Origin of the sequence: Arthrobacter cryoconiti (assembly GCF_020905375.1) — a bacterium.
Taxonomy (GTDB): Bacteria; Actinomycetota; Actinomycetes; order Actinomycetales; family Micrococcaceae; genus Specibacter; species Specibacter cryoconiti.
In genome coordinates, this window is the sequence record NZ_JAJJBU010000029.1 from 31,071 (window position 1) to 48,781 (window position 17,711).

A 17,711-nucleotide genomic window follows, 5' to 3' on the forward strand; every position below is an offset into this window, starting at 1 on the left:
CTGGTCGATCACATCTCCGGGACGCTTACCTGCGACCAACATTTATGTAGTCTTCGCGCGCTGCGGCCTGCGATCACCCGACTCCGGCACCCGACTCCGGTCACCCGACTCCGGCACCCGACTCCGGTCACCCGTGTCCGGCCTCCAGGCACCCGTCTACCGCCTCCAGTCACCCGCCTACCGCCTCCAGTCACCCGCTTCCGGTCACCGATGATGCTTGGCGACGAGTTCGGCGGTGATTGCGAGCAACTCTTTGGCTGAGGCATCCCAGCTGAACGTGGCGGCCTGGGCAATGGACGCCGTCGAACTTGCTGCCCATGTCTCATCCGTCTCCAGGGCACGTACGGCGGCAGCAAAGGCAATGGGAGAGTCCGCCGGAACGTAGTGTGCCGCGTTGCCTCCCACCTCACGAAAGATTGGAGTGTCAGCTACTACCACCGGGGTGCCCAGTGCCATGGCTTCAACCAGTGGCAAACCGTAGCCTTCGGCCTTGGATAAGGTGACTAACGCCGTTGTGTGCAGGAGCAGATCGTCATATTCGGCGTCGCTCACTCCGTCATGGAATCTAACAGTTGAGCCAATCGGGATAAGAGCGGAGAGCTCTGCACGGCGCTGCGGCGTGATGCGGCTGAGCAGGTTCAGGGTGAAATCGGGAAGCTCCGCCATGGAGGCAATGAGCGTTTCTACGTTTTTGTAGGGCATGAAGGAGCCCATATATGTCAGGGTCTTCTCGGGAGCCACACTCGGGTCACGGGGCGCCCGCGCAGCCTGTGGAGCATTGCCCACTATGCGGATGGGCTGGCGCGTGAGTCTAAACTTTTTCATAAGGTTCAGCGTGGTGGTACTGATGGTAGCCACCACATCCGCTCGGTTCAGCAGCATGCGTTGCGGCCAGTAAGCCTTGTGATACAACCTCCACAGCACCCGCACAGGAGCCGGTAGAAAACCTGGTGGGGCGGGGTGTTCGTAGTAGATCAGATCATGGAGCGTGAGCACTAGTGGGTACTTCCTGCCCCAACTGCCCATTGTTTGCATGGGGCAAAAGACCAGATCGGCGTTAAGTTTGTTCACCTGCCGGGCCACAAAAAGTTCCATGGGCGAAAGTGGCGAATTGATTAATACCCAGGGAAGATCTGGCAGCAGAGCCAACTGACGGCGATCATGGATGAGCATAGTGACATCTGCATAGGGCGCAACGGCGGCTATGAGACTTGCGCCGTAACGGCTGATGCCGTCGTGGTGGTCCATGCGAGTAAAACGGGCGTCCATAACAAGTTGGGGGCGGCGGGCTTGCTCGGCACTGGTGTTGCTTTCGGTCACGGGGCAGGGTGCCTTTCCAAGAAGTCAATAATGGCGGCCGCGGCAGGGGCGGGCGTTTCATAGTGGATCAGATGCCCGACGTCCTCTATGACCACCAATTGTGCGTCTACAAGCAGAGATAGGAGCTTGTGTTGGTTGGGCAGTGTAGCGATCTCATCCTGTGCACCAGCTATTAGCAGCACAGGAAGACTAAGACGGTCTGCCACTTCACGCACAGTGCCACTTACCGAGGCTCGGAAGGATTCAAGGAGCATGTCGCGGTTGGCGAAGTCGCTGAAGTAGGCGTGGTGCTGGCCATGAATGAAAGTCAGCAAAGCCTTGTCCTTAGTTTTAGCCATCGTGACACTCATGACGTGGACTATAAGTTTGCTACGTAGCAAAGAATTGCCAAGGGCGGCCGGTAGTTTGGCAGCGGCCCAATAGTAGAAGACGGCAAGTTTGGTCATGATGCCTTTGGGGCCTTCCAAGGCGGGAGCCGCGATTGGATTGACCAAGATCAGAGGTTGCACACGTCCGGGATGGCTCGCAACGAAATGACTGGCCACAATCGAGCCAAAGGAGTGGCCCAAAAGTACGGTGTTGGGGCCCAGCGCCAGGCAGTCCAAGAACTCGGATAAGAATTCCCCATAGCTGGCTACGCTGTGTTCGATCCGGGGGAATGCCTGCGAAAGACCGAATCCTGGCAGGTCTGCCATGATGACCCGATGATTGGGTAGCAGCTCCACTACGCGTTCTAACCCGTGGTGATCCCCACGGAATCCGTGCACCATGACGATGGTGCGCGTCTGTGGGGTCCACTGTTCCGGGGCATAGTCCCAATAGTGAACTTCTGCGCCGGTCACCTCAACGGTATGTTCGCTGACCCTCTTGGTCAGGTTGAGGGTGATCGGGGCTTGGGTCGACGTTGTGTTTTCCTTCAAGGATTTTTCCATCATTAGTTGACGTTGTTAGGGTGGGAACCAGAGCGCTGCTCGCGATCTAATCCGGCGATCAACTCCATTTGCGCCTCCGTGAGACAAAAGTCAAACACCCGCAGGTTCTCAGCGATCCTGGCCGCGGAGGAAGCCTTAACGATTGCGGAGTGCGAACTTTGTACGTGCCAGCGCAGCACCACTTGTGCCACAGAGCGGCCATGGCTTGCTGCGATGGATTCCAGCACCGGGTCGTGAAGTATCTTACCGCGAGCCAAAGGGCTCCATGCCTGGGTTGCTATGCCTAGGCTCGAATGCAATTCGCGTAGTTCGTTTTGTTGGAGCCACGGGTGGAGCTCGATCTGGTGGATGGCCGGTACCACGTCGGTGGCATCAAGAAGCCGTAACAAGTGTGTTGGCAAAAAGTTACTGACGCCGATGGCTCTGACACGGCCTTCGCGATAGAGGGTTTCAAGTGCCTTGTACGTGGGTATGTACAAGTCCTGCTCCGGGCAGGGCCAATGAATCAAGAACAGGTCCAGATAGTCCAGTTGCAACCGCTGCATTGACGCCTCGAAGGCTGCGAGTGTCGCGTCGTAGCCGTGAGAGTCGTTCCAGACCTTTGAGGTGACGAAGAGCTCTTCCCGAGCGCTGCCCGCAGCGACTGCGGTATTGACGGCGCGGCCCACTCCGGCTTCATTGCCATAGAAGGCTGCCGTGTCCACGCTCCGGTAACCGGACTCGATGGCCGTTGAGACCAGATCCGCGCAGTCTTCAGCCGGGACTTTGTAGACACCAAATCCTAGTGCGTCGATCCGGACACCGTTATTGAGGGTGAGCTTGGGAGCCAAATGCATATCTTGACTCTACCGAGCAAAGTCAGACCATGTGCATATGCCACGGTTTAGAGGCCTTCTAGACTATTGAGGAAGCCAAAAATCGGGTCACTTGAGGCGCTTTCGGCCTCCACCAACTCCCTGGCCGTGGATTCATCGAGTATCAAGTCGGTGGCCAGTCCTGCAGCCAGTGCCCCCCGGAGCCCCTTTATTTTTTTAGTCCCGGAGACTACACAGATCCGACGTCGAATCTTGCGTAAGTCGGCCAAGCTGGGTCCGCTGGAACGGTCGTTGAGCACAATTCCCGCATCGGTTCCGTCATCGCGGAAGAAGACGGTGGCCACGTCCCCGGCCACTCCGCTAGCTTCCAGGGAATCGATGTCGGTGGAATCGAGGTAGCCTCCCGAGTACACATGGCTGGGTACGTCTGAATCTATGGAACCCACGCCAAAGATGGCGATCGTCATCCGGTGCTGCAGATCTAAAATTCGCTGCACGCTGCGTTCTTCCCACATCATTCGTTTGGTTTCGGCATGGTCGAAAAAGGCCGGAACAGGGAATTGCTCCACTTTTGCACCATAGGCGGTGCCGAACCGGCGGATGATTTCCGAAGCGTAGGTGATACCTGTCGTTTGAGTGTTGCCTGCTCCATTCAATTGAACTATCACAGTCCCGTGGGTTGTCTTGCGGGTAAGGTGCCGGCTCACGGCGCTGAGCGTTGACCCCCAAGCCACCCCAATCACGGCGTTGGAGTCCACCAACGGAGTGATCGTCCTTGCGGCCTGCATGCAAACACGGTCGAGCACCTCAATCTCGTTGAGCGTGTCCGCGACCGGAACTACGTGGACTTCCACCTTGTAACGCTCACGGATTGCCCGTTCCAACTCAGGTGCCCGGTCCGCTGGTGTTTTGATTTGAATCTGTACAAGTCCAGATTCTCTGGCCATGGAAAGCAGCCGCGAAACCGTGGATCGGGACGTGCCTAATTCACGCGCAATTGCATCCATTGTCTGATCCTGCAAATAGTACATTTGTGCAGCGCGGAGGGCATCGAGCTGTTTAGGGTGCTTGTTAGCCATGAGAAGCCTCAGCTTTCTGCACGTTTGTGCAATCCGGTTGACTAGTTTTTCCACCTATCTCAAGACTAGTGGGAACAGGCGCTCAGCGCACAGCTACGAAGACTCGGATGAGGTCAACGTGAGAACCCTCGGCAATGCTGCCAAGAATGTACAAACCACAAAAACACAGGCGGCTAATCGGCCCCAAGTGGAGGCACTACGGGACCGCCCACACGCCCAAGTGTTGATCATCGGCGGCGGCATCAACGGCGTCGGAACCTTCCGTGATTTGGCCCTACAGGGTGTCGACGTAGCTCTGGTGGAACGGGGTGACTACTGTCAGGGGGCCTCGGGGGCGTCCTCGCATATGATCCACGGGGGAATTCGTTATCTAGAAAACGGTGAGTTCCGTCTGGTCAAGGAGTCAGTGGTCGAACGCAACCGCCTCCTGAAGATCGCCCCTCACTATGTCAAGCCGTTGAAGACCACCATTCCAATCTTCAGCACCTTCTCAGGCATTATGGCCGCGCCGATGCGTTTTTTGACCCACAAACAGGGGAAACCTCAGGAACGTGGCGCCTTCCTCATCAAGGCCGGGCTTACGATGTATGACTCCTTCTCCCGTGACGGTGGCTCTGTTCCGCGTCATGAGTTCAAGGGCCGCGCCAAGGCACTTACGGAACTTCCGGCACTGAATTCAGGCATCAAGTACGCTGCCACATACTACGACGCCTCCGTCCATAATCCGGAGCGACTTACCTTGGATGTTCTCCAAGACGGCGAAAAGGCAGGGCTGCGGGCAGACGGTGTCGCCGGGGCCCGGGCCACTAACTACCTCAAGGTCACCTCCATCACGAAGGACGGCGTCGAACTCACCGATCAACTCTCGGGAGAATCATTCAATTTCACAGCAGACGTCATCGTCAACACCACAGGTGCGTGGGTAGATGAAACCAATAAAGCCATGGGTGCGCTGACTCAATTCATGGGAGGCACCAAAGGCTCCCATATTGTTCTGGATCACCCGGAACTGTTGGCGGCGTGCAATGGTGGCGAAATCTTCTTTGAACACACCGACGGGCGCATCGTATTGATCTACCCCATGGGTGACCGGGTCCTGGTTGGCACCACTGACATCGACGCGGACATGACTCAGGACGCTGTCTGTACTGATGCCGAGATCGACTATTTCTTTGACCTAATTGGTCACGTTTTCCCGGAGATTGTGGTTACCAGGGACGAGATCGTCTACAGTTTTGCCGGCGTGCGCCCCTTGCCCCGCCATGATGAGACGGCCCCAGGTTTTGTTTCTCGCGATTACCGCATTGAACGTGCGGAGCGTGCTATCGCGGGTGCAACCGTACCAGTGTTGAGCCTGGTCGGAGGGAAATGGACCACGTTCCGGGCCCTATCCGAACACATGGCCAATGATGTACTGGCGGTCCTGGGCCTGGAACGGAAAGTCTCCACGGCGAAGCTAGCCATCGGAGGTGGTGCCGACTTCCCGTCAACTGAAGCTGGTATCGAAGCCTGGATCCGTGAGCATACTAGCGAGAGCATCGATGCTACGCGCGCCGCTGTCCTTCTCACCCGATACGGGACTCGCGCCGAGAAGGTATTGACCTTCTTGGCGGCTGGAATGGACACGCCATTTGCCTCGACCCATGAGCTAAGTGTGCGGGAAGTTGAATTCATGGTGGAGCACGAGCAGATCGGCCACCTCATCGACGTGTTTATTCGCCGCACCTCTTTGGCCTTCCGTGGCTTGGTCTCAGGAGAACTCCTGAGTGAGACGGCCTCCGCTCTGGCCGGCCCCTTGGCCTGGACCAAAGAAAAGCAGGAGGAAGAAATTCTGCACGCACAGGACATCCTGGCCCGTTTTCACGGCGTTCAGGTAGCAAGCTTGATCGACTAAAACCCCGTGGGGGGATCAGTCACAAGAAATAGGCGCCCCACCGGGTGGGCGCCGATGACAAAAATGAATAACTAAAGGAGTCAAAGATGTCTCTAGGAATTGTGTTCCTGTCGGAAGTGATGGGAACCTTGATGCTCACGCTGCTCGGTTGCGGTGTTGTTGCCAACGTTGCCCTGAAGGGTACGAAGGGTAACTCGGGCGGATTTTTGCTCGTCAACTGGGGTTGGGGCCTGGCCGTTATGGCCGGTGTATTTGTTGCCGCGAAGTCCGGGGCTCACCTGAACCCCGCCGTTACAGTGGGTATCCTCTCCAGCGGTGCAGCCGACTATGCACCGAATGTACCCATCACATTTGCCTCGACGATGACGTATTTCGGTGCGGAAATGCTGGGCGCATTTTTGGGTGCAGTCTTCTGCTGGATTGCCTATAAGCAGCACTTCGATAATGAGCCTGACGCCGCTTCCAAACTGGGCGTTTTCTCCACAGGCCCGGCCATCCGCAGTTACGGCTGGAACGTTGCCACTGAAATCATCGGTACCTTTGTTCTCGTTTTCGTGATCCTCCACTTCGGTGGCGGAGTCACAGGGCTTGGGCCGCTGCCAGTTGCATTGCTCGTTGTCGGTATCGGTGCTTCCCTCGGTGGGCCTACCGGTTACGCCATCAACCCTGCTCGTGACCTCGGCCCGCGCATCGCGCATGCCTTGCTCCCCATCAAGGGCAAAGGCTCCAGCGACTGGAGCTATGCCTGGGTTCCGGTTGTTGGACCGCTGGTAGGTGGTGCACTGGGTGGTCTCATGGCACAGTGGCTGCCACTGGTAGTGAAATAACCCTTGTTGTTTAGGGCCCAATGACGTAGACCAAGAAGTGGACATTGGGCCCACCATTCGCAGACGGTACAAGCAAAGGAAACAATGATGTCTCAGTATGTAATCGCCATTGACCAAGGAACAACTAGCAGCCGTGCCATCGTGTTTGATCACGACGGTAACATCGTCTCAACCGGTCAGCTTGAGCATGAGCAGATCTTTCCGAAGGCCGGTTGGGTGGAGCACAATGCCACCGAAATTTGGAACAATACCCGTGAAGTGATCGGGACCGCGTTGGCTCAGGCTAACCTGACTCGGCATGACATTGTCGGCGTCGGTATCACTAACCAGCGTGAGACCGCTGTTGTCTGGGATAAGAACACCGGTGTGCCCGTCTACAACGCCATCGTCTGGCAGGACACGCGTACGCAGTCGATCGTTGATGAACTGGCGGCCGACGGCGGGGTGGAGCGTTTCAAGGCGAAAGTCGGACTTCCTCTGGCGACGTACTTCTCCGGTACAAAGATCAAGTGGATCTTGGACAACGTTGAAGGCGCCCGCGCTAAGGCGGAAGCCGGCGATCTCCTGTTTGGTAACACTGATAGCTGGGTTACCTGGAACCTGACGGGTGGCACCGATGGTGGCGTGCACATCACCGATGTCACCAACGCCTCGCGCACCCTCTTCATGGATCTTGAAACTTTGCAGTGGGATGACGAGATTCTGGACATCTTCGGTGTGCCCAAGTCCATGATGCCAGCCATCAAGTCCTCATCTGAGGTTTATGGTCACGTCCACGGTAGCCAGCTACTTCGCGAAGTGCCGGTGGCCGGGATCCTCGGAGATCAGCAGGCGGCTACGTTCGGCCAGGCCGCGTTCGATGCCGGCGAGGCGAAGAACACGTACGGAACCGGTTGTTTCCTGATCTTCAATACAGGCGAGGAAATTGTCCATTCCAAGAACGGGCTTTTGACGACTCTCGGCTACAAGCTAGGTGATGCCGCACCGCATTACGCTCTGGAAGGCTCCATCGCAGTTACCGGTTCACTGATTCAGTGGCTGCGTGACAACATCGGCATGATCAAGTCCGCTCCGGAGGTCGAGGAGCTTGCTGCCGCTGTTGAGGATAATGGTGGCGTCTACATCGTTCCGGCGTTCTCGGGTTTGTTCGCTCCGTACTGGCGTTCTGACGCCCGTGGAGCGATCGTTGGCCTGACTCGCTTTGTGAACAAGAACCACATTGCCCGTGCTGCGTTGGAGGCCACGGCATTCCAGACGCGTGAGGTATTGGATGCCGTGAACGCGGATTCCGGAGTGGACTTGACCGAATTGAAGGTCGATGGCGGCATGGTTGCCAATGATGCCCTCATGCAGTTCCAGGCCGACATTCTGGGTGTGCCGGTTATCCGTCCTAAGGTCACCGAGACCACTGCCCTGGGTGCGGCCTACGCAGCAGGATTGGCTGTGGGCTTTTGGAAGGATTTGGGGGAGCTCTCCTCCAACTGGTCCGAAGACAAACGCTGGGAGCCAAACATGGACTCTGCTGAGCGGGATCGTCAGATGCGCCTGTGGAAGAAGGCAGTCACCAAGTCCATGGATTGGGTAGACGAAGACGTAAGGTAAGCCCTTTGCACGCCTAACGCTGTTTGGGCGCCTAGTGTTGCCAGCCCATCCCGGCTAGCAGTGTTGGGAACGGGTCCGGTTGAATATGGGCCCGTTTGAAAAAGGCCGAGCTATGCCAAGGTGGGGCCCCACACGTTGTGGGGCCCCACCTTAGTGTGTTCTGGCTTTAGGGGACACCTTAATAAAGGGGATTCCGAATGCGCTAAAGTAGGAGAATGGAAATGAGGCTCCTCCTTAGCTAGCCGCAACGAAGAGTTGCGGCCGCCCCTTGCTCTGTCGAGGGGCTTTTGTGTGTAAAGAGCGAGGTGCAAGAAGCCAATGATGAATGAAGAGGCAGGGTACGTGAGCGTGCAGTCCCACACTGATGAGAACAGCGAAGAGGGCGTCTACAATTTCGCCAGGATGGAAGCCAAATGGCCAGCCGTCTGGGATGACCTTAAAGTCTTCACCCCTCTCGACGATGGTTCTAAGGAACGTCGCTACGTCCTTGACATGTTCCCTTACCCGTCCGGCGACCTTCACATGGGCCATGCTGAGGCTTTCGCCATGGGCGACGTCGTCTCACGCTATTGGCGCCAACTCGGTTACGACGTTCTGCACCCGATCGGTTGGGACTCGTTTGGCTTGCCTGCCGAAAACGCGGCCATCAAGCGCAATGCCCACCCGAGTGAGTGGACGTATGCCAACATCGACACTCAGGCGGAGTCGTTTAAGCGCTACGCCATTTCTGTGGATTGGTCCCGGCGTTTGCAGACCTCGGATCCTGAGTACTATCGGTGGACTCAGTGGCTATTCAAGCGGTTTTACGAACGCGGATTGGCTTACCGGAAAGATTCCCCTGTTAATTGGTGTCCGCAGGACCAAACAGTATTGGCCAATGAGCAGGTGGTTAACGGTACTTGTGAGCGTTGCGGGGCCATCGTCACAAAGAAGTCTTTGAACCAGTGGTACTTCAAGATCACCGATTACGCTGACCGCCTTTTGGAAGACATGGATGCGCTCAAGGGTCTGTGGCCCGATCGCGTCCTCGCAATGCAGCGGAACTGGATCGGCCGCTCCGAGGGTGCCCATGTGAGTTTCGTTATTGAGGCAGCTAGCGACGAAAAGCCGCAACGGGAACTGACCGTTTTTACCACCCGCCCAGACACGCTCTATGGAGCTACCTTTTTTGTCGTAGCTGCGGACTCTCCCCTTGCTCTTGATCTGGTCACGGGTGAAAATGCTGAGGCTCTCAGTGACTACCGTGAACAGGTTAAGGCTCTGAGTGACATAGAGCGCCAGTCCACGGAGCGCCCGAAGACAGGAGTATTTACCGGCCGTTTCGCGATAAATCCACTCACTGGCGAAAAGCTACCCGTTTGGGCCGCTGACTATGTCCTTGCTGATTACGGCACAGGAGCCATCATGGCTGTGCCTGCCCATGACCAGCGTGACCTTGATTTTGCTAAGGCATTTGGTCTACCTGTGCGTTCAGTCGTCGACGCTGGAAGTTCTGATCCGGAGGCGACGGGCATTGCCACGGTGGGGGAGGGCACCCTCATCAATTCTGGCGAGCTGAATGGTCTTTCGAAATCTGAAGCCATCCCTGCCGCTATTGAAATCTTAGAAAAGTTGGGCACAGGTGAGAAGTTTGTGAACTTCCGCCTGCGCGACTGGCTGCTGTCTCGGCAACGTTTTTGGGGCACACCTATTCCGATTATCCATTGCCCTGACTGTGGTGAGGTTCCGGTTCCGGATGATCAGCTTCCCGTTCGGCTTCCAGAGAACCTGCGCGGGGAGGATCTCTCGCCGAAGGGCACATCACCGTTGGCCGCAGCATCAGATTGGGTCAATGTTGACTGCCCCAAGTGTGGTGGAGCAGCTAAGCGTGATACCGACACGATGGATACCTTCGTTGACTCTTCGTGGTATTTTCTGCGGTTTGTTTCGCCGCAGTTTACCGAAGGTCCTTTCGACCCCGAAAAGGTCAACGACTGGATGCCAGTGGGCCAGTATGTCGGCGGTGTTGAGCACGCCATTTTGCACCTGCTCTACGCGCGCTTCTTTACGAAGGTCATCCATGACATGGGCATGCTGGAGGCCACTGAGCCATTTAGCCGCCTCCTTAATCAGGGTCAGGTGCTCAACGGCGGTAAAGCCATGAGTAAGTCCTTGGGTAATGGGGTGGACCTCGGCGCGCAATTGGACCGTTTTGGTGTCGACGCCGTGCGCCTGACAATGGTTTTTGCCGGACCCCCTGAGGACGACGTCGACTGGGCGGATGTTTCGCCGTCGGGCTCGGCTAAGTTCCTTGCCCGGGCCTGGCGGTTAGGCCAAGATGTGACCAGCGAACCCGGAACTGCTGCGACTTCGGGAGATCGCGTCCTGCGTTCTCTGACTCACCGCTGTGTCCACGAGGCTAAAGCTTTGTTGGAAGGCCACAAGTTCAATGTGACGGTGGCCAAAATTATGGAGCTGGTCAATGCCACCCGCAAGGTGATTGATACGGGTGCTGGGGCGGGAGATCCAGCAGTTCGCGAGGCCACGGAAGCTGTAGCTGTCTTGCTGAGCCTGTTTGCCCCCTATACAGCTGAGGACATGTGGCAGGCTCTAGGACACCCGGCCTCCGTAGCAAACGCCGGGTTCCCTGCCGTTGATGAGAGTTTGCTGGTGCAGGCGAGCATCACAGCCATTGTCCAGGTGGCGGGCAAGGTCCGTGACCGTCTGGAGGTCTCTCCGAATATCACTGAGGACCAGCTACGCGAGCTTGCGCTGGGATCGGCTGCTGTGCAGAAGGTCTTGGATGGCCGCGAGATCCGCACGGTGGTGGTGCGGGCGCCTAAGCTGGTCAATATCGTTCCGGCGTAGTCAAGCCATCATCGAATAGAAGCTCTCGCGCTGGCTACTCGGTCAGAGTGAGAGCTTCTATTTGTGCAGCAGAAAGGGAGCTCGGTGGAGAGGAAATCAGTAGGCGTGTGGTTTCGACATCAGGTCGAGCGCCTGCGCGCCTCGCCCATACCCACGAGCAGCCAGCCCCGGCACCGAGTCGCCGTAGTGACTGACTCGGCCGCAGCACTTCCCCCTGATTGGGTGGCCATCCATGAGACTACGGGTCAGCTGGCCGTTGTGCCGATGCCCGTCATCATTGGCGAAGGTGTTCACTCCGACGGTGACGTTGGACTTGAAGCACATATTTCTCTCGCTTTGGCATCTGGAAGCGGAGTTCGCACTTCTCGACCGTCGCCAGGGCAATTTGCTGCCGCTTATCAGGCGGCCTTCGATGCAGGCTTCGACTCAGTCGTTTCCATCCATATTTCTGCGAACCTCTCTGGCACCCATGATGCTGCACAATTAGCAGCGGACTGCGCACCTCTTCCCGTTCTGGTTTTTGACACTCGCACAGTAGGAATGGCTCAAGGCGCAGGCGTCGAAGCTGCCGTGTGTGCGGCAGCTTCGGGTTTGGCCATGGACGGTGTACTAGCCGCCGCTCTGGCTGCCGTGGAGGCCACCAAAGTCTTCTTCTACGTCCCAAGTCTTGAGCAGTTGCGTCGAGGGGGGCGGATCAGTCTGGCGTCCTCATGGCTTGGAACCGTGTTCGCGGTCAAACCAATTCTGGGTATCCGCGACGGATCAGTTGTTCCCCTTGAAAAGATACGGGGTGTCGAGAAAGCACTAGCCCGTTTGGAGGCGCTTGCTGTCAAGGAAATCCTTGGCAGAGGCGCTGATCTGGTTATGGTTAATCTTCACCATTTCGGTAACGAGCAGCAGGCACAGACTATGGCGGAAGCTCTGACTGTGCGTTGCCCCGGTCTGCCTGCTCCTGTTTTGACTCGGTTACCGGCAGTACTTGCCGCGCATGCTGGGTTGGGAGTAGTGGTAGTTGTCGTCTCAGATCGGGATTGTCCTCCACAGGGAGGTGGGAAGGACTAACAGTCCACATTCGTGGGACGAGGGCTCCAAGCGTTTCCCTGCGGGCCTAATGTATGGACATGAGCGGACAGAATCGCCAAACGCGCTGGATTTCTAAGCCGGATGAAACCACCGGGCAAGGGTTGTCGGATGAGATAAATCCGCAGCCACTTGACCAGGCTGGACGGAGGCCCCGGTGGGTAATTTCTGTCCGGGCCCTGGTGGTAGTTCTGGCTATCTCCGTGGCCGTCGTGGCGGTCCTTTGGTTACAACAGGCGGGGATCGCGGCGGCAGCAGCGGGTGCTTCGTCACAAGTATCCGTGAGTGTTCCTCCCTTAGATGTCTCCGGCAGTTCCAATAGTTCGCCCGCCCCCTCAGCAAAGGCCGTGGCCAGCACGGCAACGGATTCCAAAAGTGCGTCAGCGAAGACTGAGACAGACACGGCATCGAGGAGTGTGGTGGTGCATGTTGCCGGCGCTGTGCGGACGCCCGGAATTATTAACTTGCCTCGTGGAAGCAGGGTGTATCAAGCGATAGATGCGGCCGGTGGCGCCTTACCCGAAGCCGCACTGTCGGCCCTGAACCTTGCCGCCGAAGTCGTGGACGGTTCCCAAGTGATGGTCCCGACCATGGATGACGCCAAGGACCAGGCCGTCCAACCTGGTTCCGGCGTGAAAATAGGCCCCGGAGTCAAGACGTCCCAAACTGCTGGGCAGGGGCAGTCAGGACTTCAAGGCGGCATGATCAATTTGAATACCGCAACCGCCGCGGAACTAGATACCTTGCCCGGGGTTGGTCCGGTCATGGCCGAACGTATCGTAAAGTGGCGCGCGGATTTTGGGTCATTTAAGTCAATAAACGAATTGGATGGCGTCTCAGGCGTGGGTCCAAAGCTGCTTGAGGCACTGCGCCCGTTAGTGGTTGTCTCTTGAACGATGAGAGTCCGCCTTGGGCCAAATACACGCGTTTGGCAATGAAAACGCCTGCAGAACTCACTTCTGATACGGATTCAAATCTTCTCCCAATCCGCACTTTAGCAGCGCAAGGAAAAGGCCAGGGGGAGCATAGACTCAGCTGGGTCCGAGTGCCAAGAAGACCGAGGCCATCGACCCTTCGCGCTCTGGCCGTCAGAATGGGGGAGCGGTCACGTTATGTCGTGGCAGAGCCACGACGGCAGCGAGCGGATATTCGGCTCGTGCCAGCCGCCTTTGCCACTTGGAGCGGTGCTGGCATATTCATCACGCTCCCGTGGGCCTGGTCAGCCGCAGGATCCCTGGTAGCACTCGTGGTGGGTGCCATACTGGCCTTGGTGATCAGGTTGGCGCAGATCGGAATTGTCCCGGTTCGTGCTCCCTTCAGATCGATCGGACTGATGCTCTCTGCGGTGCTGCTGATGGTATGTCTAAGCACGCTGCTATTCAGCATTGGCCTTCGCCAACACGAGCGGACTACAACCCCGCTATCCATAGCCGTAGCCCACGGTCAGCAGCTTTCCATGACGCTTCGGCTGATGTCCGCACCGAGACCACTGGATTCAGTCCATGGACCACGCCAAGTGATCTTTGATGCGCTCGTAGTTCAAGCAAGAGCTGAAGGTCGTGCTATCGCTGGGATCATCAGGGTTCACGTCATAGCAGGAGCTGGATGGGAAGACCTGGCAGAAGGTTCGGAGGTGAGCACCTCGGGACGGATCACTCCAACGCCATTGCAGGATCCGGCGGTGGGATATCTACACCCGGCCACTGCACCCCTTAACGTTGTGGTAGCAGTCGATTCGCCTTCGCGTACCCTCAGAAATGGGTGGGAGGCTTCTGCTCGCCGCGTATGGGGGCATGCATCACCAGACACGCAGGGCTTGCTTCCAGGAATGGTGACGGGTGAGCGAAGCCTCATGGCGCCGGGTTTGGAAGCTGCCATGAAAACAGCGGGGCTGACCCACTTGACGGCAGTCTCTGGTGCAAATTGCACATTAGTCCTGACACTTCTCATGACGCTGCTGCGGTCTTGGCATATTCCTAGATTTCTCAGCGTCATGGTCGCAGTCCTCGGACTGGGGGGATTCGTGGCTGTGGTCGGCCCGGACCCCAGTGTGCTCCGAGCCGCGACTATGGGTGCCATAGGTGCATTGGCAATGGTGGGCGGAAGGCCCCGGCGGGTAGGGACGCTGCTGTCGATGAGTATCATCGCATTGATAGTCATGGATCCATGGCTGGCCTTGGACTACGCCTTCATTCTTTCTGTGGTGGCCACCTTGGGTTTGCACCTCTTTGGCAAACGCTGCGCCTACTGGCTCGGTATTTGGATGCCACAGTGGTTGGCCCAAGCTGCAGCGATTCCGATGATTGCCCAGTTGCTCTGTGCCCCCGTATTGGTGCTACTCCAACCTCGCCTGACACCTTTTTCGATTCCAGCCAACATCGCTGTCGCTCCCGTTGTGGCGTTGGTGACAACGGTAGGGACTCTAGGAATGGCGGTCACCGTCTTTGTGCCGGCAGTCGCTGATGTGTGCGCGGGGATCAGCGGAGCCGGCGCATGGTGGGTTGGAACGGTTGCCCGTTGGGTCTCAGCGATGCCAGGTTCCAGCGTCGCTTGGCCGTCGGGGGCGCCGGGTGTGGTCCTCATGGCCACTTTGGGAGCATTGATAATGCTGGCTTTAGCCAGCTTGGCAAATCCAAAATTCGCTTCTACCGTTTCTACCTGGATCAAGTCTAGGGTGTCTCGGCGGTGGCGCTTTCTCCTAGGCTTCGGTCCACTAACAGCTTTGGCTGCCGGAATCGGTGCCCTAATGACGCTGGCCATCGGTGGATTGTGAGCGGCTTGGGAATCGGGGGTCCAGATGGCAGAGTTGAGTGTGTGAACAGACCATTGATCGCGCAGCAGAGAATCACACGGCAGCGAAACGCGCAGCAAGCGATCCCCCAGCAGTTAATCGTAAAGTGCCGAAAAGGGCAGCCTTTGATTGCGGAGCAGGGAAACGGGCGGCAGTTGATGATGAAAAAGTCGAACATCGAGGCACTGTGAGCCCGGCATCCAAGGCTGCCTCTGGTGCATCAGACTGGCGGGACGTACCACTTGCCCCCATCGTGTTGCTGTTTGGTCCAGAAGACTACCTTGCCTCCCGGGCAAGGGAGAACTTGCGGGCAAAATTGCGAGCGTCCGACCCTGAGCTGGAGCTGAGCGCCCTCGAGGCCGCACAATATACTCCTGGAGCTTTGGCCATGGTGGCCAGCCCCTCACTCTTCAGCGAACCAAAGCTCATCGAAGTCTCAGGCCTTTCGGCTATGACAGATGATTTTCTCAGCGACGCGATCGCTTATTTGAAAGATCCGGCCCCGGATGTGACGCTGGTTCTCTGGCACAGTGGCGGCACCCGGGGGAAGAAACTGTTGGATGCGCTCAAGGCTTGCGGGGCCCCCCGCATCGAGTGCCAGGCTCTCAAAAAGGACCAAGACAAGACGCAGTTCGTCAGTCACGAATTTCTTGCCGCGAGGCGGCGCATAGATAACGCCGCGGTTCGGGCACTCGTTGCCGCAGTCGGTGCGAACCTCTCTGAACTCGCGGCTGCCTGCCAGCAACTAATTTCTGACACCGACGGCCTGGTGGGCAGTGATGACGTTGATAAATACTACGGCGGCAGGGTAGAGGCCACTGCCTTTAGGGTGGCTGATGCCGCCCTGGCTGGCAACGCTGCCTTGGCTCTGTCTTCTCTGCGGCATGCCCTGGCGACTGGGGTTGATCCCGTGCCTCTCGTTGCAGCGCTTGCCATGAAAGTTCGCCAAGTAGCTAAAGTATTCGCCGCTCACGGTAGTTCCGCCCAACTTGCGCGGGAACTTGGCATGGCTCCATGGCAAGTGGATTCTGCACGTCGCGATGCTGGACGCTGGACCAGTGAGGGTCTCGTGGCAGCCATCAAGGCGCTTGCCTTGGCCGACGCGGAGGTTAAGGGTGCGTCGCGAGACCCCGTCTACGCCGTCGAACGAGCCGTGACACTCATCTCGAACTCAGCCCGGCGCTAACTTCGAATATTGGCGGGCGTCGTGAGAGTGCGGTGTCCTGAATCCAGAGTAAGTCTCGGGCAGGGCTTTGTGAGAATGATTCTGGGTCCAGAGAGTCTGGCTATAGATACGGCTTAAACGTGTTGACCCCCACCAAAGGGTGGGGGTCAACACATGAGTTGCGAAGCGAATCAGCTTCCTTAGAGGGCGTTAACCTTCTTGGAGATGGCCGACTTGCGGTTGGCAGCGTTATTGGCGTGAATGACGCCCTTGCTGACAGCCTTGTCCAGCTTACGGCCTGCATTCACCAGGGCAGTCGTAGCGCTATCCTTGTCAGCTTTGGCCACTGCCGTATTGACCGCACGGATGGCGGTCTTTAGCTCGGACTTCACCGAAATGTTGCGTTGACGCGCTTTCTCGTTAGTGAGAATGCGCTTCTTCTGAGACTTGATATTAGCCACGTTGTATAACTCTCTTTTGATACGAAAATACGGTCGTAGAGGGCGTAGCTTGGCCATTGACAGCGGCGTGGGGATGCTCGAATTATGGTGAACGTCAGGCCAAGCTGTTGCAACCGCCGACCTGCACGGGTGCACACTACCAAAAAGTCTAGCAGATACGCGCGGCGGTTTTCACTTCCAGCCGTACCGTGTCCGCAGGACATTGGCTACACCAGAAAAGCGTTTGGCATCCAAAATCGCTCCTTCGCGGCGAACGTCGGCCATGTTGATTTGTATCACTCGATCGAGCTTAACTTCGCTGGGACGGCCCGCTCTATCCCACGGACCAGTACCGATATCGAGATAGTCGTTATCGTCTCGGTGGTCATTCGAGTGATCCTTGCTTGTCAACATCAGCCCCAATAGTCGTTTGCCGTTGTGAGCTATCAAGAGGACGGGACGGTCTTTGCCCTGACTGTAATCTTCTTCGAATGGAACCCATGTCCAGACGATTTCCCCGGGATCTGGCTTCCCGTCTGGATGAGGCGAGTACACCACGGCGCCCGTGCCCTTGAAATCGCCTGGATAGGGAGAGGAAAGGGGGGAGAGGTCATTCCCGGAAGCCTTCCGCCCTGGAGAAGTAGAGGCAGGGCGCCGGAGAGGGCGAGGTGCCTGGCTGCCAGCGGATCTTTTGGGCGCGGCGCTGGTTCCGGCCTTTAGGAGAGATTCGGCAAGGCCGCGCAGCAGGGAGAAGAGACGTTTACTAGTAGAAGCCATAGCTCCAAGGATATCGATTCGTGACAGCAAGGTCATGCGTCCAGGATCAAGTAAAAATCCGCCGGTTCTTTGTCGCGGAGAGTTACGTGGGAGACTTGTTGGCAATGAGTGTTCGGCATCCTTTGCGCGGACACAACCCCCT

The 17,711-nt window shown here is 57.4% G+C and carries 14 protein-coding genes; 8 read left to right on the plus strand and 6 right to left on the minus strand.

Going from position 1 to position 17,711, the window contains the following annotated elements:
- Nucleotides 1–204: 204 nt before the first annotated feature.
- From LOH53_RS14130 to LOH53_RS14145, 4 genes are read right to left on the minus strand one after another with little or no spacing between them, the layout of a single operon-like run.
- Entirely contained in the window at nucleotides 205–1,269 is a 1,065-nt protein-coding gene (locus LOH53_RS14130; RefSeq protein ID WP_230068431.1) for a glycosyltransferase family 4 protein, read from the minus strand.
- A gap of 47 nt (nucleotides 1,270–1,316) precedes the next feature.
- On the minus strand, nucleotides 1,317–2,255 hold the full coding sequence (locus tag LOH53_RS14135; RefSeq protein ID WP_376991290.1) for an alpha/beta fold hydrolase: 939 nt from the start codon (nucleotides 2,253–2,255) through the stop codon (nucleotides 1,317–1,319).
- Complete coding sequence (locus LOH53_RS14140) at nucleotides 2,255–3,088, minus strand: aldo/keto reductase (protein ID WP_230068393.1); 834 nt, start codon at nucleotides 3,086–3,088, stop codon at nucleotides 2,255–2,257. Before LOH53_RS14140 ends, LOH53_RS14135 begins: the two co-directional genes overlap by 1 nt.
- Nucleotides 3,089–3,135: 47 nt before the next feature.
- Nucleotides 3,136–4,146, minus strand: a complete 1,011-nt coding sequence (locus LOH53_RS14145; protein WP_230068394.1) for a sugar-binding transcriptional regulator — start codon at nucleotides 4,144–4,146, stop codon at nucleotides 3,136–3,138.
- Nucleotides 4,147–4,333: 187 nt separating this feature from the next.
- Here LOH53_RS14145 and LOH53_RS14150 point away from each other — a divergent pair, with 187 nt between their 5' ends.
- The 8 genes from LOH53_RS14150 to holA all read left to right on the plus strand — a co-directional run bounded on the left by LOH53_RS14150 (nucleotide 4,334) and on the right by holA (nucleotide 16,373).
- Nucleotides 4,334–6,040, plus strand: coding sequence for a glycerol-3-phosphate dehydrogenase/oxidase (locus LOH53_RS14150; protein ID WP_230068433.1), 1,707 nt, complete (start codon nucleotides 4,334–4,336; stop codon nucleotides 6,038–6,040).
- A gap of 86 nt (nucleotides 6,041–6,126) precedes the next feature.
- On the plus strand, nucleotides 6,127–6,867 hold the full coding sequence (locus LOH53_RS14155; RefSeq protein ID WP_230068395.1) for an MIP/aquaporin family protein: 741 nt from the start codon (nucleotides 6,127–6,129) through the stop codon (nucleotides 6,865–6,867).
- 87 nt (nucleotides 6,868–6,954) lie between these two features.
- Nucleotides 6,955–8,469, plus strand: coding sequence for a glycerol kinase GlpK (gene glpK / locus LOH53_RS14160; RefSeq protein WP_230068396.1), 1,515 nt, complete (start codon nucleotides 6,955–6,957; stop codon nucleotides 8,467–8,469).
- A 342-nt stretch (nucleotides 8,470–8,811) separates the two neighbouring features.
- Complete coding sequence (gene leuS, locus LOH53_RS14165) at nucleotides 8,812–11,316, plus strand: leucine--tRNA ligase (protein ID WP_376991303.1); 2,505 nt, start codon at nucleotides 8,812–8,814, stop codon at nucleotides 11,314–11,316.
- Between the two features lie 186 nt (nucleotides 11,317–11,502).
- Nucleotides 11,503–12,378, plus strand: coding sequence for a DegV family protein (locus LOH53_RS14170; protein ID WP_230068397.1), 876 nt, complete (start codon nucleotides 11,503–11,505; stop codon nucleotides 12,376–12,378).
- Between the two features lie 59 nt (nucleotides 12,379–12,437).
- Nucleotides 12,438–13,289 carry a ComEA family DNA-binding protein gene (locus LOH53_RS14175; RefSeq protein ID WP_230068398.1) on the plus strand — a complete coding sequence of 284 codons (852 nt, stop codon included), beginning with the start codon at nucleotides 12,438–12,440 and terminating at the stop codon, nucleotides 13,287–13,289.
- Between the two features lie 224 nt (nucleotides 13,290–13,513).
- On the plus strand, nucleotides 13,514–15,169 hold the full coding sequence (locus LOH53_RS16955; protein ID WP_230068399.1) for a ComEC/Rec2 family competence protein: 1,656 nt from the start codon (nucleotides 13,514–13,516) through the stop codon (nucleotides 15,167–15,169).
- 205 nt (nucleotides 15,170–15,374) lie between these two features.
- Nucleotides 15,375–16,373, plus strand: coding sequence for a DNA polymerase III subunit delta (holA, locus tag LOH53_RS14185; protein ID WP_230068435.1), 999 nt, complete (start codon nucleotides 15,375–15,377; stop codon nucleotides 16,371–16,373).
- A 179-nt stretch (nucleotides 16,374–16,552) separates the two neighbouring features.
- Here the strand turns inward: holA and rpsT are convergent, their stop codons facing one another.
- Nucleotides 16,553–16,813, minus strand: a complete 261-nt coding sequence (gene rpsT, locus LOH53_RS14190) for a 30S ribosomal protein S20 (protein ID WP_230068400.1) — start codon at nucleotides 16,811–16,813, stop codon at nucleotides 16,553–16,555.
- A 171-nt stretch (nucleotides 16,814–16,984) separates the two neighbouring features.
- A complete protein-coding gene (locus LOH53_RS14195; RefSeq protein ID WP_230068401.1) occupies nucleotides 16,985–17,605 on the minus strand; it encodes a type II toxin-antitoxin system PemK/MazF family toxin in 621 nt (206 codons plus the stop codon).
- Between the last annotated feature and the right edge of the window lie 106 nt (nucleotides 17,606–17,711).